16 protein-coding genes and 1 pseudogene are annotated in these 21,710 nt (G+C 71.6%); 7 read left to right on the top strand and 10 right to left on the bottom strand.

Going from position 1 to position 21,710, the window contains the following annotated elements:
- The first annotated feature begins 434 nt into the window (after positions 1-434).
- Together NJ376_RS11905 and cuyB are read left to right on the top strand one after the other, a co-directional pair.
- Positions 435-1,319 carry a ribokinase gene (locus NJ376_RS11905; RefSeq protein WP_252953483.1) on the top strand — a complete coding sequence of 295 codons (885 nt, stop codon included), beginning with the start codon at positions 435-437 and terminating at the stop codon, positions 1,317-1,319.
- Between the two features lie 70 nt (positions 1,320-1,389).
- A complete protein-coding gene (gene cuyB, locus NJ376_RS11910; RefSeq protein ID WP_252953484.1) occupies positions 1,390-2,085 on the top strand; it encodes a cysteate racemase in 696 nt (231 codons plus the stop codon).
- Positions 2,086-2,251: 166 nt separating this feature from the next.
- Here the strand turns inward: cuyB and hydA are convergent, their stop codons facing one another.
- The gene (gene hydA / locus NJ376_RS11915; protein ID WP_252953485.1) at positions 2,252-3,706 is read right to left on the bottom strand and encodes a dihydropyrimidinase; all 1,455 of its coding nucleotides are present in this window, start codon (positions 3,704-3,706) and stop codon (positions 2,252-2,254) included.
- Positions 3,707-3,866: 160 nt separating this feature from the next.
- On the opposite strand from hydA, the gene NJ376_RS11920 reads away from it, so the two are divergent.
- Positions 3,867-5,126, top strand: coding sequence for a Zn-dependent hydrolase (locus NJ376_RS11920; protein WP_252953486.1), 1,260 nt, complete (start codon positions 3,867-3,869; stop codon positions 5,124-5,126).
- A 104-nt stretch (positions 5,127-5,230) separates the two neighbouring features.
- Here NJ376_RS11920 and NJ376_RS11925 read toward each other — a convergent pair whose 3' ends face one another.
- A complete protein-coding gene (locus NJ376_RS11925; protein ID WP_252953487.1) occupies positions 5,231-6,274 on the bottom strand; it encodes a TRAP transporter substrate-binding protein in 1,044 nt (347 codons plus the stop codon).
- Between the two features lie 67 nt (positions 6,275-6,341).
- Between NJ376_RS11925 and NJ376_RS11930 the strand changes: the two genes are divergently transcribed.
- A complete protein-coding gene (locus NJ376_RS11930) occupies positions 6,342-7,244 on the top strand; it encodes a polysaccharide deacetylase family protein (protein ID WP_252953488.1) in 903 nt (300 codons plus the stop codon).
- 201 nt (positions 7,245-7,445) lie between these two features.
- Positions 7,446-8,223, top strand: a pseudogene (locus tag NJ376_RS11935) (APH(3'') family aminoglycoside O-phosphotransferase).
- A gap of 35 nt (positions 8,224-8,258) precedes the next feature.
- Here the strand turns inward: NJ376_RS11935 and NJ376_RS11940 are convergent.
- The 7 genes from NJ376_RS11940 to NJ376_RS11970 all read right to left on the bottom strand — a co-directional run bounded on the left by NJ376_RS11940 (position 8,259) and on the right by NJ376_RS11970 (position 18,097).
- The gene (locus NJ376_RS11940; protein ID WP_252953489.1) at positions 8,259-9,566 is read right to left on the bottom strand and encodes a TRAP transporter large permease; all 1,308 of its coding nucleotides are present in this window, start codon (positions 9,564-9,566) and stop codon (positions 8,259-8,261) included.
- Entirely contained in the window at positions 9,563-10,219 is a 657-nt protein-coding gene (locus NJ376_RS11945; RefSeq protein WP_252953490.1) for a TRAP transporter small permease subunit, read from the bottom strand. Before NJ376_RS11945 ends, NJ376_RS11940 begins: the two co-directional genes overlap by 4 nt.
- A complete protein-coding gene (locus tag NJ376_RS11950) occupies positions 10,216-11,136 on the bottom strand; it encodes a polysaccharide deacetylase family protein (protein WP_252953491.1) in 921 nt (306 codons plus the stop codon). The genes NJ376_RS11945 and NJ376_RS11950 overlap by 4 nt, the downstream gene beginning before the upstream one ends.
- 299 nt (positions 11,137-11,435) lie before the next feature.
- Positions 11,436-14,366 (bottom strand): PAS-domain containing protein, encoded by a 2,931-nt coding sequence (locus NJ376_RS11955; RefSeq protein ID WP_252953492.1) that lies wholly within the window; start codon positions 14,364-14,366, stop codon positions 11,436-11,438.
- Positions 14,367-14,369: 3 nt separating this feature from the next.
- Positions 14,370-15,461 (bottom strand): TRAP transporter substrate-binding protein, encoded by a 1,092-nt coding sequence (locus tag NJ376_RS11960; protein ID WP_252953493.1) that lies wholly within the window; start codon positions 15,459-15,461, stop codon positions 14,370-14,372.
- A 308-nt stretch (positions 15,462-15,769) separates the two neighbouring features.
- Entirely contained in the window at positions 15,770-16,732 is a 963-nt protein-coding gene (locus NJ376_RS11965; protein ID WP_252953494.1) for an N-carbamoyl-D-amino-acid hydrolase, read from the bottom strand.
- Positions 16,733-16,834: 102 nt separating this feature from the next.
- Complete coding sequence (locus NJ376_RS11970; RefSeq protein ID WP_252953495.1) at positions 16,835-18,097, bottom strand: class I SAM-dependent methyltransferase; 1,263 nt, start codon at positions 18,095-18,097, stop codon at positions 16,835-16,837.
- Between the two features lie 389 nt (positions 18,098-18,486).
- Between NJ376_RS11970 and NJ376_RS11975 the strand changes: the two genes are divergently transcribed.
- Positions 18,487-19,458 carry a Bug family tripartite tricarboxylate transporter substrate binding protein gene (locus NJ376_RS11975; RefSeq protein WP_252953496.1) on the top strand — a complete coding sequence of 324 codons (972 nt, stop codon included), beginning with the start codon at positions 18,487-18,489 and terminating at the stop codon, positions 19,456-19,458.
- 367 nt (positions 19,459-19,825) lie between these two features.
- Here NJ376_RS11975 and NJ376_RS11980 read toward each other — a convergent pair whose 3' ends face one another.
- Positions 19,826-21,205 carry an aminotransferase-like domain-containing protein gene (locus NJ376_RS11980; protein ID WP_252953497.1) on the bottom strand — a complete coding sequence of 460 codons (1,380 nt, stop codon included), beginning with the start codon at positions 21,203-21,205 and terminating at the stop codon, positions 19,826-19,828.
- 93 nt (positions 21,206-21,298) lie between these two features.
- Here NJ376_RS11980 and NJ376_RS11985 point away from each other — a divergent pair, with 93 nt between their 5' ends.
- Complete coding sequence (locus tag NJ376_RS11985; protein ID WP_252953498.1) at positions 21,299-21,673, top strand: DUF983 domain-containing protein; 375 nt, start codon at positions 21,299-21,301, stop codon at positions 21,671-21,673.
- The last annotated feature ends 37 nt before the right edge of the window (positions 21,674-21,710 follow it).

A 21,710-nucleotide genomic window follows, 5' to 3' on the forward strand; every position in this document is an offset into this window, starting at 1 on the left:
ATAATTCTGTTTCGCAAGGGTTAATCGCATCGGCATCGTAATTTCCTTAAGCAATTCAGGGGATTCGCACTATCCGTCCGCCGATCCTGAAGCAGAATCTGACATCTGGCCCAGATAGCATTGTAATTGGGCCTAAATTTAAGCCACGGGCAGGAGGTATTCGTGCTGCTGGAAGCGGTCTCGCCAAGCGCGAGCAGTGGCGGCCGGAGAGATGCACCCACTTGGCATGCACCTTCCGGTGGTGGCTGTGCGGCAAATCCGTATTGTTAGTGCAATAATTTCGGATTTTCTAAAGATTGATACGATATTGGACGGCCCGCTTACCGGTGCGGATTGCTGCGCCGCAGTCCCGGCCAGCCCAGGGCCGCGGGCCTCGGCCGCCGGCATTCCCAGCCCCGGTTTGCCGGCGCCGCATCCTGTGGTCCGATGCGCCCATGCCTGTCCTCGTCTTCGGCTCCATCAACCTCGACTTGGTCTTCGCCCTGCCCAGCCTGCCGGTGCCGGGCGAGACCGTGCTCGCCCCCGGCTATCGTCCGCTGCCGGGCGGCAAAGGTGCCAACCAGGCGCTGGCCGCGGCGCTGGACGGCGCGGCAGTGGGTTTCGCCGGCGCGGTGGGCGAGGATGCCTTCGCCGAGCTCGCCCTGGCCGGGTTGCGCAGCGCGAGGGTGGATCTTTCCCGCTTGGCGCGCGTCGCCGCGCCCACCGCCTGCGCCGCGGTGCAGGTGGATCCGGCAGGGCGCAACCAGATCGCGGTCGGCAGCGGCGCCAACCGCCTGCTTCGCGCGGCGCAGGTGGAGGATGCGGCGCTCTCGCCCGCCACCACCCTGCTGCTGCAGATGGAGGTGCCGGCGGCGGAGAACGAGGCGCTGCTCCGCCGCGCCCGCGCTGCCGGGGTGCGGCTGCTGCTGAACCTGGCACCCGCCGCGCCGCTGGCGCGGGAGGCGCTGGCGGCGCTCGACCTGCTGATCGTGAACGAGCCCGAAGCAGCCTGGCTGGCCGCGCAACTCGGTTGCGGGGCCGGGGCCCTGGCGCTGCAGCGGGCGCTCGGCATCGACGTGGCGGTGACGCTGGGGGAGGCGGGGTCGGAGGCTGCCACCGCTGCGGGCCTGCTGCGGCAGCCGGCCTTCGCCGTGGCGGCGGTGGATACCACCGGCGCCGGCGATGCCTGGTGCGGCGTGCTGGCCGCCGCCCTGGACCACGGCCTGCCGCTGGAGCAGGCGATGCGCCGCGCCAGCGCCGCCGCTGCCCTCTGCTGCACCCGCCCCGGCGCCGCCATGCCCCGGGCGGCGGAGACCGAGGCGCTGCTGCGCGGAGGCTGAGGCGGCGCTTGCCAGGCGCGCCCGGGCCCGGGAGAGTCCTCGGCACAGCACGTGGTGGAAGAGGGGTGCGATGGACAAGGTGCTCGGGGTGCTGGGCGGCATGGGGCCGCTGGCCAGCGCGCATTTCATGGTGCGCCTGACCCTGCTGACGCCGGCGGCGCGGGACCAGGACCACCTGCCCGCCGTGCTGTGGTCGGACCCGCGCGTGCCGGACCGCACCGCCGCAAGGCTGCGCGCCGGCGAAGACCCCCTGCCGGCGCTGCTGTGCGGGGTACGCGGGCTGGAAGCGGCCGGGGCAGGGGCCATCGCCATTCCCTGCAACACCGCCCATGGCTGGTATGCCGAAATGCAGGCGGCGACGAGGCTGCCCATCCTGCACATCGTCGATGCCGCGGCGGCGGAATTGCGGCGGCTTGGCGTGCCGGAGGGGCGGATCGGCGTGATGGGCACGGCGGCGACGCTGGCGATGCGGCTTTACCAGGAGCGGCTGGGGCAGCTCGGCTATGACTGCTTGGTGCCCTCGGAGGCCGAGATGGCCTCGCGCGTGACGCCTGCCATCGCTGAGGTGAAGGCGAACCGGGTGGCGGAGGCTTACGCGCCCCTGGCCGAGGTCGCGCGGGCGCTGGTGGTGCGCGGGGCGCGGGCGGTGGTGCTGGGCTGCACGGAGATTCCGCTCGGCATCGCGGCGGGGCCGGTGCTGCCCTTCCCGGTGGCGGATACCATCGATGGGTTGGCGCGGGCGTCCCTGCGGTGGGCGGGGTATTGAGGGAGGGCGCTGGTTGCGGCAGTGCCGCAACCCCTCAAGCTCCCATCCGTCAACCCCATTGGAACCTTGAGTCGGCAGGTTCGGCCCGCGAGACTCGAACTCATGGTTTCCAAAGGCCCTTCGGGCTTTGGCGGAGGGAGTTTGAGGGAGGCAGAGCCTTCCTCAATCATACGGCGACGCCATCCACCGGATTGAACGGCCCCGGAAACACGCCCCGCGGCTGGATCATCTCGTAGGGCCCGCGCGGCAGGAACTGCCCGAAGCCCGGCGGCGCCAGCACCTTGCCCTGGTCCACCACCGTCACGCCACGCACCAGCGTCGTCTCCGGCCAGCCGGTGACCTCCATCCCCTCATAGGGGGTATGGTCATTGGCGTCCTGCATCAGCGCCGCCGTCAGCGTCACCTTCTTCTGCGGGTCCCAGATGGCGATATCGGCATCGCTGCCCACCGCGATGGTGCCCTTCCTCGGGTGCAGGCCGAACAGCTTCGCCGCATGGGTGGCGGTGATGGAGACGAAGGTCGGCAGGTCGATCCGCCCCTTCACCACGCCTTCACTGAACAGCACCGGCAGTCGCGCGGCGAGACCCGGCACGCCGTTCGGGATCCTGGTGAAGGGCGCGTCCAGCCCCACCGCACTCTTGCCGTCCGGTCCCGCATAGCGCGTCGGCGCATGGTCCGAGGTGACGTTCTGGATGACGCCGCGGCGGATCATCTCCCACAGCGCCGCCTGGTCCGCGGTGCTGCGCGGCGCCGGGCTGCACAGCCATTTGGCGCCCTCGAAGCCCGGGCGGTCGAGGTCATCGGCGGTGAAGACCAGGTATTGCGTGCAGGTCTCACCCCACACCTGCACCCCGCGCTGCTGCGCCCGCTCGATCTCCTCCGCCGCCTCGCCGCCGCTGACGTGGAAGACCTGGATCGGCACGTCCAGCGCCTCCGCCATGGCGGCGACGCGGTTCACGCATTCCCGCTCCACGATCATCGGCTTGGCCCAGGCATGGTGCTTCGGCCGGTCGAGCCCCGCCGCCAGCAGCGCCTTGGTGTAAAAGTCGATCAGCTCGTGATTCTCGGCATGGATGCAGGTGAGGGCGCCGAGCCGCCGCGCCGTGGCCAGCACCTGCAGCGCCTCGGCATCCGAGATGCGGGCGCCCTCATAGGTCAGGAAGATCTTGAAGCTGCGATGGCCGCTCTCGACCAGCTTCGGCAATTCCTGCGCCAGGACCTCCGGCCGTGGGTCGGTCAGGACCATGTGGAAGGAGTAGTCGATGCGGGCGGATTTTGCCCGCTCATGGTGCTCCGCCACCCCGGCCGCCATGGAGCCGCCGCGGGCCTGCCGGGCGAAGCCGATGACGGTGGTGGTGCCGCCCGCCGCGGCGGAGGCGGTGCCGGAGGCGAAGCTGTCGGCATTGACGGTCGGCCCGCCGCGCGGCTCCTCGATATGGGTGTGGGTATCGACGCCGCCGGGCAGCACCAGCTTGCCGGTGGCGTCAATCTCCTTCGCGCCGGGGCCGAGCGCCCTGCCCAGCGCCGCCACCTGGCCGCCGATGATGCCGATATCGGCGGCGAAGACGTCGCTGGCCGTGGCGACGGTACCATGGCGGATGACGAGGTCGAATTCGGGCATTTGCGGGTCTCCCGTATCAGGTGCCCAGCCTCGCCGCTTCGCTGCCCTGCGGCAAGCCCGGGCGTGCGGCCGGCGGCACGTGGCTTGCTCACATGCATCGCCTGCGTCGCCGGTCCGCGGGCACCGTGCGGCTTGGGCGCAGATGGGAAGGGGATGGATGATGGCGGATGCAGGTCTGGATCTGGCCGGGGCGATGTTCGCGGCGCTGCGGCAGGCCTCGCTGGACCCGCCGGGCGTCAGCCGCGCCAGCTACGGCGCCGGCGAGCGCGCCGCCCATGCCATCGCCCGCGCCGAAGCCGAGAGGCTGGGGCTGGAGATCCGCACCGACCCGGTCGGCACCCTGTTCATGACCCTGCCCGGCGCCGATCGCGGGCTGAAGCCGCTGCTCATCGGCTCGCATCTCGATGCCGTGTCGCATGGCGGGAATTTCGACGGCGCGGCGGGGGTGGTGATGGGCCTGGCCCTGGCCGCCAGGTTGCGCGCCGCGGGCCGGGTGCTGCCGCGGGATCTCACCGTGCTCGGCATCCGGGCGGAGGAGATGGTGTGGTTCCCGATGCTCTATCTGGGCAGCCGCGCCGCCTTCGGCCTGCTGCCGCCGGAGGCGCCGGATGTCCTGCGCCGTACCGACAGCCAGCGGACGCTGGCCGAGCACATGACGGAGGAGGGGTTCGACCCTGGCTTCATCCGCGCCGGCAGCGCCTCGCTAGACCCGGCCCGCATCCACGCCTTCCTCGAGCCGCATATCGAGCAGGGCCCGGTGCTGGTGGCGGAGGGCGTTCCTGCCGCCGTGGTCACCGGCATCCGCGGCAGCATCCGCTACCGCGCCTGCACCGCGACCGGCGCCTGGGCGCATGCCGGGGCGGTACCGCGCGACCGGCGCCGGGATGCGGTGCTGGCGGTCGCCGACCTGGCCATGACCTTGGAGCGCTTCTGGCGCAAGGCCGAGGCGGCGGGCCGCGACCTGGTGCTGACCATGGGCGAGTGCTTCACCGACCCTGCCATGCAGGGGGTGACCAAGGTGCCGGGCAAGGTCACCTTCACCCTCGACATCCGCAGCGAGGATGCGGCGATGCTGGAGGAGGCCGAGGCGCTGCTGGGACGCGAGGCCGCGCGCATCGCGGCGGAGCGCGGCGTCGCCATCGCCTATGGCGAGAAGCTGCCGGTGCCGCCGGCGGTGATGGATGCCGGGCTGCGGGCGGCGCTGCTGCGAGGTGCCGAAAGGGCCGGCGTGCCGGTGCGCCAGATGGCCTCCGGCGCCGGGCATGATGCGCTGACCTTCGCCGGCCTCGGCGTGCCGACCGCGATGCTGTTCATCCGCAATGACCATGGCAGCCACAACCCGGCGGAAGCCATGGAGCTGGCGGATTTCGCCGCCGCCCTCGATGTGCTGGAGGCGGCGATCGGGGAGATCGCCGCCTGAGGTCGGCCGGACGCCGCTCACTGCCTGCCCCGCCTGGCGCTGTCCTGGCCGCCCAGGCCTGGGCGTGACGGTGAGGGAGCCGGCGAGGGCGCCCCCAAGGCCGGTCAGGGAATCGTATAACCCCGCGCCGCGCCCACGGTGCGGTTCCACACCGCGGCGCATTCGCCCCAGACGCGGTTGCAGCTGTCGCGGAAGGTGGGCAGCACCACGGCGTTCACCGCCTCCCGCACCCGCGCATCATCCTCGGCCGGGACCGGGGAGATCACGCTGTTGAAGCGCCGTCCGGTGCAGTCCGGTTTGCCCTCGAGGCAGGCAAGCGACTGCGCGTCGCTCACCTTGGCGAAGTCCCACAGCTCGGCCTCCAGCTTGCGGAAGGCGGCGGCGATCGCCTGCTGCTGCGGCGGGGTGAAGCGGCGCCAGGCGGCCGCGCTCATGAAATGCCCCTGGATGCCGCCAGCGACGGAGAGCGGCAGCACATGCGTCGTCACCTCCCCCCAATTCCCGGTATGGGCGGAGACGGCGGAGGTGACGCCGCAGGCCACCAGCCCGCGCTGCAGCGCCGGGTAGACCTCGCTGAACTGCAGGGTCACCGGGATGGCGCCCCAGTGCTGCAGCAGTGCCGTCATGGAGGGCGTGTAGCTGCGCACCTTCAGGCCGCGGAGGTCGGCCACGCCGCGCACCGGGGCGTTGCAGAAGAAGATCTGCGGGCCGAAGGGCCAGATGGCCAGGGCGTGGGCGCCGAAGCGCTCCTGCAGCCTTTTGTCGAAGGCCTCCCGCCCCGCCGCCACCGCCTTTTCCAGGTCGGCGACATTGGTGGAGACGCCGATCAGGTCCAGCCCGTCGAAGAAGGGCTCGTCGCGGGAGGTCTGGCCGATCAGCACCGCCATGACGTCGAAGGCGCCGGCGCGCAGGTGACGCAGCGCATCGGCGGCCTGGAGCCCGATCTGGTCCATCGGGTTGAAGGTGATGGCCAGGTTGATGCCGGTCTCCGCCGGCAGCCGGTCGTAGAAGGCCCGCTCGATCTCCACCTGGTGGGTGTTGGCGGAGAAATGCCCGACGGCGCGCAGCGGCATGGGCGCGGTCTGCGAGAAGGCGGGCAGGGCGGCGGCGCAGAGCAGCGCGGCGGCGAGGGCGAGGCGGCGGATCATGGCGTCTCCGTCTGGGCAGGCTCGGCACGGGTTGTGCAAGAACGGTGCCGAACAGAGGAGCATTGCGATGCGCCGTGACCTTGTCGGCTATGGGCTCAACCCGCCACGCCTCGCTTGGCCCGGCGGCGCCGCGGTCGCCGTCTCCATCGTCGTGAATTACGAGGAGGGGGCGGAGATGGCGATCGAGGCCGGCGATCCGGAGAATGAGCGGATCGGCGAGGTCATCAGCGTCGTCCCGCCCGGCCGGCGCGATTATGGGCAGGAGGCGATCTTCTCCTACGGCACCCGCGCCGGCCTCGGCCGCTTCCTGGAGGCCTTCGACCGCCATGGCGTGAAGGTCAGCTTCTTCATGTGCGGCCGCGCGGTGGAGCGCAGCCCGGAGCTGGCGGCAGAGTGCATCCGCCGCGGGCATGAGGCGGCGAACCATGGCTGGGTCTGGCGCCCCAACGCCGACTACGCCAGCCGGGAGGAGGAAGCGGCGGCGCTGCGGCGCGCCGCGGCGGCGATCAAGGCGGCGACGGGGGAGCAGCCGGTCGGCTTCTTCTGCCGCGGCAGCCCGAGCCCCTGGACGCGCGAGCTGCTGGCGGAGCAGGGCTACCTCTATGACAGCAACGCCTTCGACGACGATTTGCCCTATTGGGACCGGGAGGTGAAGGGCGGGCCGATGCTGGTGCTGCCCTATGCGCTCGACTGCAACGACATGAAATTCTTCCACCCCAATGGCTTCGTGGTGCCGGAGCAATTCGTGCAATACGCCGAGGCGGCGCTGGACCAGCTCATCGAGGAAGGCGAGCGGGGGGTGCCGAAGCTGCTGAATATCGGCCTGCACCTGCGGATCTGCGGCCGGCCGGCCAGGTTCCGGGCGGTGGAAGGGATCCTGCGGGCGCTGGCGCGGCGGAAGGGCAAGGTGTGGGTGGCGCGGCGGCGGGACATCGCGGAGTGGGTGCGGGGAAGGTTGCCGCCGGGCTGAGGGAGGGCTCTGGTTGCGGCAGTGTCGCAACTCCCCCGGCTGCCATCTGCCAGGAGTGGAAGGCCCTGGCCCCCCGACTTTGCAGGTTGAGCCTTCAGTTCAGAAGCCTATCCCTCAACCTGGCGGAGTGTCTGTTCCGATCCCTACGGCTTCATGCGACGCTGCCTTGCTGCCGATGTCGCTGCGGGTTAGGCGTTAGCCATGGCGCGTCTCGATCTTCCCGGATGGGTCGCCGTGCGATCCGGAGCGTCCGGCGATGCGGTTTATCGCCGGGGCGACGGCGCCGCCTTCGCCAAGGTCGCAGGCCCGGATCGCAAGGCCGAGCTCAAGGGCGAGCGGGATCGTCTGTTGTGGCTGGAGGATTGGGGCATTCCCTGCCCGCGTCCTCGAATGGCAGGAAGCCGAGGCCTGCCTCGTGACCAGCGCGGTGCCTGGCGTCCCGGCCAGCGAATTGTCGGGCGGCGACCTGTTCGCTGCCTGGCCATCGATCGTGGCGACGCTCGGAGCGCTGCATCAGCTCGATCCTCGCGGCTGCCCTTTCGACCGGGGGCTCGGGCAAATGCTCGCGCGGGCGCGCGACGTCGTGGCGCGCAGTGCCGTGAATCCGGACTTCCTTTCCGAAACGGACCGGCCTGTGCCGCCGGCGATGCTGCTGGCACAAGTGGAGAGCGAGATCCCGGCGTGCCTGGAGGCCGAGGCGCACGAGAGGGTAGTCTGCCACGGCGATGCCACCATGCCGAATCTGATGGTCGATCCGGTTACGCTTCGCTGCACCGGCTTCGTCGATCTTGGCCGCATGGGCACTGCCGATCCCTATGTCGACTTCTCCCTCATGCTGGCCAACGCGGGCGAGGCCTGGACGTCCGAGGCGCAGGCCCGCCATGCCTTCGAAACCTTGTTCCGTGAGCTCGGCATCGACCGTCCGGATCACGGGCGCCTCGACTTCTATCTCAGGCTCGATCCATTGACCTGGGGCTAAGGCAGGATCCTCGGGAGGGGCAACGCCCCCCCCGGCTATTGCGTATAGGTCAGCCGCGGCAGCCAGGTCGCCATCTCGGGAAACGCGATCAGCAGCCCCGTCATCACCACCATGGCCAGGAAGAACGGCACCGTGCCCGCGAAGACCTGCGCGATCGTCCCCTCCTTCCGCACCGCTTGGATGACGTAGAGCGTCATCCCCACCGGCGGGGAGATGAGCGAGATCTCGCACATCAGCACGATGAACACCCCGAACCACACCGGGTCGATCCCCGCCGCCATGATCACCGGGAACACCACCGGCACCGTGCCGACCAGCATCGGCAGCGTCTCGAAGAAGATGCCGAGCAGCAGGTAGAACACTGTCAGCGCCAGGATCAGCCCGAGCTGGGAGACATCCATCTGCGCCACGAAGGCCCCCAGCGCCGGCGTTACCCCCAGCAGCCCGAGCACGAAATTCAGGTAGAAGGCGATGGAGAGGATCAGCAGGCTCATTGCGGTGAGACTTGCCGTCGCCACGAAGCACTCATGCAGCATGCGGATGGACAACCGGCCATAGAGCGCCGCGATGGGCAGCGCCGCCAGCACCGCCAGCGCCGCGCTTTCCGTCACCGTCGCCCAGCCGGTATAGATGCTGCCCATGATGATGGCGAAGATCACCAGCGGCGGCAGCAGATCCACCAGCCGCCGCAGCCGCACCGCCAGCCGGTCCACCGCCTCCTGCTGCCGGACCAAGCCCGGGCGGACTAATGCGATCAGCATGATGGTCGCCATGAACAGCGCCGTCATGACGATGCCCGGCACCACCGCCCCGGCATAGAGCTGCCCGACCGAGGTATTGGTCATGGCGCCATAGACGATCAGCGCAATGCCCGGCGGGATCAGGTTGCCAAGCGACGCCCCGGCAGCGATCGAGCCCAGCACCAGCCGCTCATCGTATTTCCGCGTCCGGAAGCTCGGCAGTGCCACGGTGGCGACGGTGGCCGCTGTGGCGACGGAGGAGCCGGAAACCGCCGAGAAGATGGCCGAGGCCCCGACATTGGTGTGCAGCAAGCCGCCCGGCAGGATGTTCAGCCAATCTGCCAGGCTGCGGTACAGCCGGTCCGTGCTGCCGCTTCGCACCAGGATCTCGCCCAGCAGGATGTAGAGCGGGATGGAGAGCAGGACGTAGTCCTCCATCGAGGCCCAGAGCTGGGTCCCGAGCGCCTCCACCAAAGCGGGCGAGAGGTAGAGCGAGGCCCCCAGCACCGCCACCAGGAACATGGCGGTCGCCACATGCAGGCCGAGGAAGAGCAGCACCACCAGGATGCCGAAGCCCATCGCGGCCTCGCCGACGCCGATCATCGTGCGACCTCCCCGCCCGCCCCACGGGGCAAGGCCCCGTCCGGCTCGGGAGCCAGGGCACTGCCTTCCACGCCGCGGGCCATGATGGCGCTGGCCTCGGTGGCGACCTCCTCTTCCAAGGTCAGCGGGCCGTAAAGCCGGTTCACCCGCCGCCAATCCGTCAGCAGCAGCAGCACCGCATGGGCGGCGAAGGCGCCGGCGGCGATGGCGAAGGCCACCAGCCCTGCCAGCCAGGCGCTCTGCGGCAGCCAGAGCGGGGTCTGCAGCGGGGAATTGGCATGGCTCTGGAACTCCAGGCTTTCCTCCAGCACCGCCCAGCCCCGCCAGGCGCCGTAGATGGCCAGCGCCGCCAGCAGCACATAGGCGAGCGCGTTCAGCACGGCGCGCACTGGCCCCGGCATATGGCCCAGCAGGAAATCCACGCGGGTATGGGACTTCACCAGCAGTGCATGGGCGAAGCTGAGCGTCGAGAAGACCGCCAGCGTATAGGCGCCGATCTCATCCACCCCCTGCAGCGAGACCGAGAGGAATTTGCGGCAGAAGATCTCCACCACCGTCAGCGCGGAGAGCGCCATCAGCCACCAGCCGCCGAGGATGGCGATCCAGCGCGCAGGCGGCTCCAGCCAGCGCGCCACCGGGTTCCCGCCGCTCATGCCGGCAGGCCCGAAAGGGCACGCCAATGCGTCGCGATGTCCCGCCTGCGGGCGATCCAGACGCCCGGCTGGCGGGTGACGTAGTCCAGCAGCAGCTCCAGCCCCCTTATCCGCCCCGGACGGCCGATGGTGCGCAGATGCAGCCCCACCGACATCATCTTCGGGCTGGTCCGCGCCTCCCGCATCAGCCAGTCGAAGGCGCCGATGCAGTAGTCGGAGAAATCGGTCGGCTGGACGAAGCCCTGACCCGGAGCGAAGCGCATGTCGTTGGTGTCGAAGGCATAGGGCAGCACCACATGCGGCCGGCCGGCCACCGCCACCAGCCGTGGCAGGTCGTCGTCATAGGCGTCCGAATCGTAGAGGAAGCCGCCTTCCTCGACCAACAATCGGCGGGTGTTCACCGAGGCGGCGGATTTGGTGTGCCAGCCCACCGGCCGCGCCCCGGCCTGCTCCGCCAGCACCGCCACGGTCCTGGCGATCACCGCCCGCTCGGTCGCCTCCGCCATGCCGGCATGAGATTCCCAGCGCCAGCCATGCGCGCTCACCTCATGCCCGCCGGCGGCCGGCGCGGCGGCGAGGGCAGGGGTCGCCGCCACCGCCCGGCCGCAGCAGGAGAAGGTCGCCTTCACGCCGTAGCTGTCCAGCAGATCCATCACCCGCCACAGCGCGACACGGGCGCCATAGGCGAAATGCGTCTCCATGCACGGGTCGGGATGGCCCTCCACCAGCTGCCGGGTCTCCGGCACCCCCTCGTTGCGCTCGTCGCCGCTGGCGATGGAGAGCTCCGCCCCCTCCTCGACATTCACCACGAAGGAAAGGGCGAGGCGCGCGCCATCCGGCCAGCGCGGATCGGGCGGGGTGCGGCCATAGCCGACCAGGTCGCGGAAGGCGGGCGGCATGCCGCCGGGGATGGTCATGGCACGTGCTCCGGGCGGATGCGGCCGGCGGCCTGCGATGCAGGGGACGGTTCGGCCCGGCGGTTTGGCAAGCGATGTGCCAAGGCCCGGACCCGCCGGGGAGCCGATGCCGGGCATCCGCTGCCCGCCATGCTGGCGGGTTCCTGCGCATCCTGCCGAAAGCGGGGGCAGGGAGACAGCATCGGGGCCGAAGATCATGGCGTTGCCCGTTGGCGGCAGTGCTGCCATCTCCCCGCCGCGGGATGGACCACCCCCGGACCCCGATGCGGGTCTCAGAGCCGGAGGTTCAGCCCGCCGGCCTACGCCGTCTTCGCATTCGCGCATTCGGCGCGCAGCCGCGTCATCGCCTCATCCAGCGCCGCCAGGGAGTCCGCGGCGACCGCCAGCACCGCCTCCCGCAGCGCCAGGCGTTCCGGCGGCGGAAGCTGCGCCGCGTGCTCCTGCAATTGCCGGGCGCCGGTCGCCAGTCGCGTTGCGCCGAGCGTCGAGGCCGCCCCGACCAGGCGATGCGCCGCCGGGATCACCGCCTGCTCCGCCGGCGCATCCGGCGCGGCGGCACCCAGCGCGGCGGCAGCCAGGCGGATCTCGCTGATGAACTCCGGCGCCAGCCGCAGCGCCGTCCGGGCATCCAGCCCCGGCAGGCTCAGGGCGGCGCCGCCGCGCTGGGTCAGCAGCGGCAATTGCCGGAAATCCACCGCCGCCGCGCTGGGGGCCACCGCCTCCTGCGGCGCCTCGCCGCCGGTCAGCCGATCCAGCGTCGCCAGCAGCGAGTCCCGCTCGATCGGCTTGGCCTGATGCGCATCCATGCCGGCGGCGAGGCAGGCGGCCACATCCTCGGCGAAGGCACTGGCGGTGATGGCGAGGATCGGCACCCGGCCGAGCGGGCCCGGCAGCTCGCGGATGCGCCGCGTCGCCTCCAGCCCGTCCATCACCGGCATCATCACATCCATCAGCACGGCGTCGAAGCGCCGCCCGTCCTGGCCCGCCTGCACCGCCTCCAGCGCCTGGGCGCCGTCCGCGACGCAATGCACCCGGTGGCCGGCGGATTCCAGCAGGGCGCGGGCGACGGCGAGGTTGGCCGGCACGTCGTCCGCGACCAGGATGGCCAGGGAGCGGCGCCGCGGCGGGGCCGGCTCCGCCTCCTTCGGCCCGGCATCGGCCTCCGCCTCCGCCAGGGGCCGCAGCGGCACCTCGAACCAGAAGAGTGCGCCGCTGCCGGCAGGGTTGTCGCAGCAGCCGATCCGGCCTTCCATCTGTGCCACGATGCCGGCGGCGATGGCGAGCCCAAGGCCGGTGCCGCCCATCCGGCTGCCGGGCTCGAGCTGGACGAAATCGCCGAACACCACGCCCCGCTCCGCCTCCGGCACGCCGGGGCCGCGGTCGCGCACCTCGATGCGTACCGGCACCCGGCCATCCGCACCGGGCGGGCCGGCCGGCCGCGCCTCCAGCTCCACCGTGCCGCCTGCGGGGGAGAATTTCACGGCGTTGGAGAGCAGGTTGAGGATCGCCTGTTGCAGCCGGGTACGGTCGGTCTCGAACCGGGTCGGCAGCCCGGGCCCGATCTCGACGCGGAGCAGCACGGATTTCTCCTCCGCTGCCGGGCGGATCAGCGCGGCGCAGCCTTCCAGCACCTGCCCCAGGGTCGCCGGGGCCAGGCGCAGCTCCAGCCGCCCGGCCTCGATCCGCGCCAGGTCCAGCACGTCGTTCGCCACCGCCACCAGGTGCCGGCCGGCGGCTTCCAGGGTGCGGGCCCGGGCCCGCTGCTCGCCGGTCAGCACCGGGTCCCGCGCCAGGGCCTGGGCCAGGCCGAGCACGCCGTTCAGCGGGGTGCGCAGCTCATGGCTCATCCGCGCGAGGAAGCGGGATTTCGCCTCGGTCGCCGCCGCCGCCTGGTCGCGCGCCTGGGCCAGCTCGGCCATGGCCTGCTTCAGGGCGGTGATCTCGGTGCGGATGCCCACCGTGCCGCCATCCGGCGTGCTGCGCTCCGTCACCATGACCCAGCGGCCATCCGGCAGCAGGCGTTCCATGCTGGGGCGGTTGCCGCGGCGCCAGGCGGCCATCTCGATGACGAAGCCTTCGATGTCGTCCTTCACATAGGGGTACTGGCCGCGCCTGGCGCCTTCCCGGATGATGTCCTCGAAGCGCGCCCCGGGCACGATGAAGGGGGCGCTGATGGCGTAGAGGTCGCGGAAACGCTGGTTGCAGATCACCAGCCGGTCGTTGGCGTCGTACATGACGAAGCCGTCCGGCATGGTCTCGATAGCGCTTTCCAGCACCACCCGGGCCTGGGCCCGCTCGGCTTCCACCTTCTCCCGCTGCCGCAGGGCGAGGGTGAGGGCGAGGGCGAGCAGGATCAGCAGCGCGCCGGTGCCGGTGGCGACGCCCAGCACCCGCCGGCGGTCCAGGGTCCAGGTGGCGAAGGCGTCGTCCAGCTCGTAGCTGACCGAGATGTGGACGTCCTGGTAAAGGGTCGGGCGGGTGGCGAGGAAGCTCTCCTGCCCGTGGGGCTGGGTGCGGAGCGTGATGGCGCCGCCATCCCTCGCCGGGGGCGCGGCGCCCTCGGCCGGCTTGCGCCCTAGCAGCTGCTCGTCATGCGGCAGGCGCAGCAGCACCATGCCGTCCGCGCGCTCGATGCCGATGGCAAGGCCCGGCACTTCCCCGACCGGGCTGAGCAGGGTGGAGACCAGGGTGAGAGGCACCTCCGCAATGGCCACCAGCGGCCCGACCTCGGGCAGCGCGATGGCGCGGAGGAAGAAGAGGGCCCATTCCCCGGTCAGCGGGTTGCGGGCCGGCCCGCTGATGAGCGCGGCACCGATCCGCTGCGCCTCCGTCAGCCGCTCCGCCTCCACCGGCAGCTCGCGGCTGCGGGAGGCGGGCAGGGCGGAGGCCCAGGGCCGCCCGTCCGGGCGCACCAGCACCAGGTCGCGGAAGTTGAAATTCTGAAAGTTCAGCTCCCGCAGCACCCGCGTGGCGGAATCCTGGTCGAGCGTCACGCCGCCATGGACCTGGGCAAGGATGGCGGGCAGCCCTGCCAGCATCCCGTCCACGGCGAGGAATTGCCGGTTGACCGTGCTTTCCACCACCCGAGCGACGCGCTGCACGGTCTGGCGCGCATTCTCCTCTGCCGTATGGCGCATCCGCCCCACCAGCAATTCGGTGCCGAGGGAGAGGCCGGCCAGCAACATGCCGGTGGCACCGATGATGGTGAGGCGGAGGCGGCGAGTCGGCATGGCTCAGTGTGCCGTCGCGCGCAGTCCGCGCACCGGGGCGATGTAGCGGTTCCACGCCTCCGCGCAGTCCGGGCCGCAGCGCTGGATCCAGCTCGGCAGCACGGTGTCGCGCAGCAGCTGGGCGCGCAGCGCGCGGTCGGCCGGGCTGTCCTCGACGACGACCATGCGGCCGCGACGGCCGCCGCGGCAGGCCTCGCCCCCGGCGTTGCAGATCAGCCCGTCCTCCGTCTCCCGCGCCGCGGCCTGCCATATCTGCTCCTGCAGCTCGGCCAGCCCCGCCCGCAGCTTCGCCTGCAGCTCCGGCGGGATCCGCGCCCAGGCGGCCTGGTTGGTGGCAAAGAGGGAGATGCCCCAGGTGATGGCCACGGGGGAGACATGGGTGGTCACCTCATGCAGCCCGATCGTATTGCCCGAGAGGGTGCCGGTGATGGCGCATTCCACGATGCCGGCGCGCAGGGCGCCGATCACCTCGGCGAAGGGCACCAGGATGGGGATGGCGCCGAGGCCGGTGACCAGCTCCGCCTGGGCGACGGAGGAGACGCGGATGCGCCGCCCGGACAGGTCGCCGAGGCCGGTGAAGGGCCTCTGGCAGAACATCACCTGCGCCGGGTAGGTGTAGATGGCCAGCAATTCCACGTTGTAGCGGGTGCGCAGCAGCGCCTCGATGCGCGGCCGGTAGAGCGCGACGGTCTCCCGCAGCGTCGCCTGGTCGGGGCTCATCACCGGCAGGTCGATGGCGTTCAGCTCCGGCTCATCCGCCGCCGACAGGCCAAGTAGTGCGGTGGCGAAGGGCACCACGCCGAGGCGGAGCAATTGCAGGGTTTCCTGCCCGCGCACCCCGCTGCGGTCGAAGGGCGAGATCTCGCCGCGGATCCGCCCGCCGGTGAGCTCCGGCACCCGCCTGGTCCAGAACGGCGCTTCGAAGCTGACATACTGGCTGACCCCGGCGAGCCCGCCCAGCACCTTGACGGTCATCGCATCCCGGTCCGCCCCGCGCGCGGACAGGGTGCCGAGCAGCAGGGCGAGGAGCGCCAGGATCCACTGGGGCCGCGGCCGGGCTGGGGCTGCAGGTGTCATCGGGACATCGCGGGACATTTCCCCAATCATACACCGGAATGGAAACCATACACCGGAATGGATCGGCGCAAGGGAGTCGCTGCCCCTGCGTGGCGCCCGCGGCCCGGACGGACCCGATGCCGTGCCTGCCGGGGCCGGGGCTGCGCCTGCCCTGCCCGTTCCTGCGTCCCTGCCGGCCCAGCTCCGGACGCGGCGGCGTGGCGGCGCCGGTGCGGACTATCCAGGCGGAAGGGCGACGCGTCCATGTCATTTTCCGCCGCCCATGGCGCAAGCGCCGCGGGTGGCCGGAAGGCAAGGCAACGCGCGCCGGGCGAGGCGCGCCCGGTTCAGCCTCGCGGCGCCCAGGCGGGCGGCGCCACGCTGCCGGTCTGGGCGGTGATGCGGCCATAGGCCTCCGGCCGGCGGTGCCGGGCAAAATCGAAGATGGTCTTCCGCCCCAGCTCGCACATGCCAAGGTCGCATTCGGCGACGATCAGCTCATCCCCCCAGCTCGTCGCTTGGGCCATGATCTCGCCCTGCGGGTTGACGATGATGGAGTGGCCGAACAGCTCATGCCCGTCCTCGTCGCCCGCCTTGGCGACGCCGGCGGCGAAGCAGGCATTCTGGTAGCAGCCCGCCTGGATGGAGAGGTGGCTGTGGAAGACGCGCAGGTGATGCGCCTCGAAGCCCCGGTTCTCCATGTTCAGGGAGGGGGTGTTGTAGCCGAGCATGACGAGTTCCACCTGCTGCAGCCCGAGCACCCGCCAGGCTTCCGGCCAGCGGCGGTCGTTGCAGATCATCATGCCGATATTGACCTGGGTCTCGCCGACCGGGGCGCGGACCACCGGGAAGCCGAGATCGCCCACCTCGAAATAGCGCTTCTCCAGGTGCTGCACGCGGCGCTGCGGGTCGTATTCCTTGTGGCCGGGCAGATGCACCTTGCGGTACTTCAGCACCACCTCGCCCGAGGGATGCACATAGACCGCGGTGTTGAAGCGGCGCCCCTCCGGCGTCTTCTCGGCATAGCCGAGATGGAAGCCGATGCCGTATGTCCGCGCCGCCGCGAAGAGCGGGGCGGTGGCGTTGGAGGGGAGGGCGGTCTCGTACCAGTGGTCGGCGTTGGCGAGGTCTTCCTCATACCAGCGGGGAAAGAAGGTGGTCAGGGCGAGTTCGGGAAAGACCACCACCTCCGCGCCGCGGCGATGCGCCGTCTCCATCAGCCGGACCATGCGGCCCACGGCGACCTCGCGGCCCTCCGCCTTCTGGATGGGACCGAGCTGGGCGGCGGCGAGGACGAGGCGGCGGGACATGCGGCGGGCTCCGGTGCTGCGACCCTACTGGTCGCATCCCGGGCGGCGTGGGGGCAAGTGGTCGGGCAGGGGGAAGGCGGCGGCCCGCGCCGCGCCCGGCCGCTACCAGGGGAAGACCGGGTCCGGCGCGATCTCCACGGCTTCGATGACGCCCTGGAAGCCCGGGTCGCAGAACAGCCGGACCTCCACCTGGTCCAGATCCGCCTCCGAGCTGAAGGGCAGCGTCACCGCGCCATCGCCCGAGGCCATGATCATCCCATCGAGCGCGCGGGTGGCGAGGATGGCGTTGCCGGCATGGGCCGCCACATCCATCCGCGCCGCGCCGCGCGGGGCGTCGTTCCGGGCGAAGCGGATCATCGCCCGGTAATGCCCGGCCGGCAGGGCGATATAGGGCCCGTAGAGCCCGGTGCCAGGCGCCTTGGCCGCCAGCACGATGCCGCGCCCGGTCCGCTCGCCGATGGCGGTGTTGATGCGCGGATCGGCGCCGGCGGCGCGGAACACCGGCTGGCCGAGCCGCCGCGCCTCCCACAGCGTCATCCACCCCGGCTCGCGGCAGGGGAGCTTCAGCCCGAACCAGCCGGTGCGGCGGAGCGCCTGGCGGAAGTATTCCTCGCGGAAGCCCAGCTCCAGCCAGCCATTCTTGCGGATGGCCCAGAGCGAGTTGCCGTCCAGCCGCAGCCCCCAGGGCATCGGGAACTCCGGCTGGATCGGCTCCGCGGCGAAGAAGATGCGGGCCTCGGGCGTCAGCGCCGGGCCCAGCGCCTGCAGCAGGCGCAGATGGTCGGCGCAATGGTGGAAGCATTCGAAGAACAGCGCGGCGTCAAAGCGGTCGCGCGCCTTCTCCACCCAGAGGAAATCGTCGTTCACCACCTCGATCTCGAGACCCTCCATCGCGGCGCGGCGGCGGATCAGCTCGCAGAAGCGAGGCTCGATATCGACGGCGGTGACCCGGTGGCCGAGCTTCGCCAGCATCAGGGTGGTGTGGCCCCAGCCCGGGCCGAACTCGATCACCCGGGAGCTGGGCGGCAGCGCCATCGCCCGCAGCAGGGCGCCGATGGCCATGAAGTAGTCGCCCGTCGTCACGCCGCTGGCGGTGGAGAAGGGGAAGGGCCGGCGGATCGCCGCCTCGATGTCGAAGGGCGTGGCCTCGTTGCCGAGCGCGTAGTCGCGCCCGGCGATGCGGCAATAGAGCGCCATCTGCGCCTGGCGGTAGGCGTCCGAGAGCGGGTCGGCGGGCAGGTCCCAGGGCGGCTCCATGCGGAAGGTGCCGAAGACGGCCCGCATGGCATCGTCCGAGATGGCCTCGGCGCGGTTGCACTCGGCGATTTTCTCGTCGAGTTCGCCGAGCGTCGTGATGATCTGCATGCGGTCGTCCTGTCGCGGCGCGGCAGGGCCGTGGGTGCGGCCATGCCCTGGCAAGGGTGATGTCCGGGGCAGCCTATCCCGATCCGTCCGGACCGGGGAGCGGTCCGGGCAGCCTGTCCGGGGGCGGCGACGGCTAAGCGGTGCGGCGCGGCACCGGGCGCCGGCAGGGCCAGCCATCGGTGACCCAGTCGTTGAACGCGGTTGCTCCGGATGGACGACCTGCAAGTGGCGGGGGCCCCGCAGGGTCGCCGCTGCGATAGGAATATCCTGCGTCGGCAGCACCTCCGACGGGGACAATATTCCCGCGCATCGTAATCTGACACGATCGAAACATCCGGCCCCGTGACAAGTGCTTCGGGCTACGGCATGCAGCCTCCCGGAGGACCGCCATGAACTTCACCCGCCGCGCCCTGCTCGCCGCCAGCCTCGCGCCCCTCGCCACGCCGACGTTGGCCCAGGGCGAATTCCCCAACCGCCCGCTCCGCATGGTCATTCCCTTCCCGCCGGGCGGCGGCAGCGACATCCTCGGCCGCCTCCTGGCCCAGCGGATGGGCGATGTGCTCGGCCAGCCGGTGGTGCCGGAGAACCGCGCCGGCGCCGGCGGCAATATCGGCACGGACATGGCCGCCAAGGCGGCGCCGGACGGCTACACCATGGTCACGGTGTTCAACACCATCGTGGTGAACCAATTCATCTTCCGCTCCATGCCCTTCGACCTGAAGCGGGACCTGACGCCGCTCGGCCGGGTCGCCCTGGCGCCGACGCTGATCGCCGGCGGGCCGAAGCTGCGCGCCGCCGATCTGCGCGAGGTGGTGGAGATCACCCGCCGCCAGCCCGGGTTGCTGAACCATGGCACCCCTGGCCTCGGCACCATCACCCATGTGAGTGCCGAGCTGATGGACAGCATGTCCGGCGGCAAGCTGACGCATGTGCATTACCGCGGCACCGGCCCCGCCGTGACGGCGGCGGTGAGCGGGGAGGTGGAACTGGTCTCCGCCCCGCTCTCCGCGGTGGATGAGCTGATCAAGGGCGGCCGGCTGCGGGCGCTGGGCAACCTCGCCGGCCAGCCCAGCCCGCTGATGCCCGGCCTGCCGACCGTGGCGGAGGCCGCCGGCCTGCCCGGCTATGCGGTGGACAATTGGGGCGCGGTGCTGTTGCCTGCGGGGGTCCCGGCGCCCATCCTGGCGAAGCTCGCCGCTGCGCTGCGCCAGGCGGTGGACACGCCGGAGGGCAAGGCCGCCCTCGCCGCCCGCGGCATCGAGGCCGCCTGGGCCGATGGCGCCACCGTCACCCGCATCATCCAAGAGGATGAGGCACGGTGGGAGCCGGTGATCCGCAAGGCCGATATCAAAGTGGAGTAGCGTCCGCGGCGCCGTGCCGCGGCCCCGGGCACGCTTGCCGGTCCCTGCGGCGGGGGCTGGCGACCCGCAGGCCGGCATCAAGGCAGAGTAGCGCCCGCGGCGCCCTGCCGACGCCCGGGCAGGTTTCCCGGCTCCCGCGGCGGGGGCCGGCGATCCGCAGGCCGGCGCCAAGGTAAAGCAGCGCCCATGGCGCCCTGCCGGAGTCCCAAGCGCGCATCCCTCTTCCCTCATCCCGGACGGACACCGCTGGAGAGCGGTGCGGCGCCGGCCGCCGCGCACGCGCCCCCGTACCCTTCAGGCCCGGTGGCCGCTCCACGCCGCGGTTATGGCAGCCGCGGCCCGCCCCGCGGCACCACATCGCGTGCGGTCAGACCACGTCCAGCTCCGCCGGCACGGCGGCCCCCAGCATCGCCGCCACCGCCTGCAGCGCCTCGCGCAGCGCCGCCCGTCCCGGCGCGGCGCCGAGGGAAAGGCGGACGGCATCGGGCGGCGGCACGGCGGGGTCCGGGGCGAAGGCATCGCTCGGCACTACGGCCAGGCCGCGCTCCTCCCGCAGCCGTGCGATGAAGTCGCGGCGGCCCCAGGGCGCCGGCAGGCGCAGCCAGAGATGCAGCCCCTCCGGCGGGGCGGTGATCAGGGCGGCGGGCAGGATGTCCCGCGCCAGAGCTTGACGCGCCATCGCCTCGGCGCGGACGGCATCCCGCAGCCGGGCGGCGGTGCCGTCTTCCATCCAGCCGGTCGCCAGGCCGCTCAGCAGCGGGGAGGGCATCAGGACATTGGCCCGCAGCGCTGCCGCCAGGCGCCCGGCCGCCGCCGCGTCCGGCGCCGCGACATAGGCGAGGCGCAGCGCCGGGGAGAGCAGCTTGGCGAGGGTGGAGACATGCCAGACCAGCTCCGGCGCCAAGCTGGCCAGCGCCGGCAGGGGCCGGGCGGGCAGCAGGCCATAGGCATCGTCCTCGAGGATCGGCAGGCCGTGCCGCCGGGCGATGTCGGCGATGGCGTGCCGCCGCTCCGGCGGCAAGGTGACCGCCATCGGGTTCTGGAGGGTGGGGATGCAGTAGAGCGCCCTGGGCCGCAGCGTCCGGCAGGCGGCCTCCAGTGCCTCCGGCAGCAGCCCCGCCGCATCGCCCGGCAGGCCGTGCAGGCGGAGGCGAAGCCGGGCGGCGGCGTTGCGCAGCCCGGGATAGGTGAGCTGCTCCGTCAGCACCAGCTCCCCCGGCGCGGCGAGCAGGCCGAGCACCGCCAGCAGGGCCGGCTGGGCCCCGGGCGAGAGCAGCACGCGGTCCGGCTCCAGCCCCGGCAGCACGGGGGAGAGCCAGGCGGCGCCGGCGGCGCGCTCCGCCAAGGCGCCGGCGCCGCGGCGATAGGTGAGCAGCTCGGCGGGATCGCCCTCCGCCAGCAGCCGGGCGAGGCCGCGCTGCAGCAGCCCGGGCAGCTCCGCCGGCATGGGCGGCAGGTTCATGGTGAGATCAACCTTCCCGGCCGTGGCCGCCGGCGTGGAGCTGGCCGCCCGGATGAAGGTGCCGCGGCCGACCACCGCCTCGACCAGCCCGCGCCGCCGCGCCTCGGCATAGGCGCGGGTGACGGTGGTGAGATCGACCCCGAGCGCCTCGGCCAGGGCGCGGTGGGTGGGCAGGCGCTCGCCGGGGCGCAGCTCACCCCGGACGATGGCGGCGGCGATCGCCTCGGCGATGGCGAGGTAGATGGGGCCGGCGCCAGGGGCAAGGCGAGGGGTCCATACAGACATCTTGCGAACGGAACCTACAATCCATATAATACGGGCCACATCCGGCGATTGTATGTATATCGCTGCGGATTGTATGGCAAGCGGAGACGCAAGATGGGCGAGGGCTCACGGGTCTGGCTGGGCATGCGGCGGGGCCTTGCCCTGCGCTGCCCGAATTGCGGGGAGGGCAGGCTGTTCGCCGGCTTCCTCAAGCTGCGCAGCCCCTGCGAGGCCTGCGGCGAGGACAATTCCGCCTATCCTTCGGATGATGCCCCGCCCTATCTGACGCTGGTGCTCGTCGGGCATGTCATCCTGCCCTTCATGTTCTGGTCGGACCGGGTCTTCGCGCCGGCGATGTGGGTGCAATTCGCCATCTGGCTGCCCCTGGTCACGCTGATGACCGTGGCTCTGCTGCCTTTCATGAAGGGCGCGGTGATCGGCTTCGCCTGGGCCAACGGCGTCACCCGCAACCCGGCCGCGGGTCGCTGACGCCGGGCCTTCGGCCCGCGGGTTGAAGCGCGCGGAC

Origin of the sequence: Siccirubricoccus soli, from assembly GCF_024178315.1 — a bacterium.
Classification (GTDB): domain Bacteria; phylum Pseudomonadota; class Alphaproteobacteria; order Acetobacterales; family Acetobacteraceae; genus Siccirubricoccus; species Siccirubricoccus soli.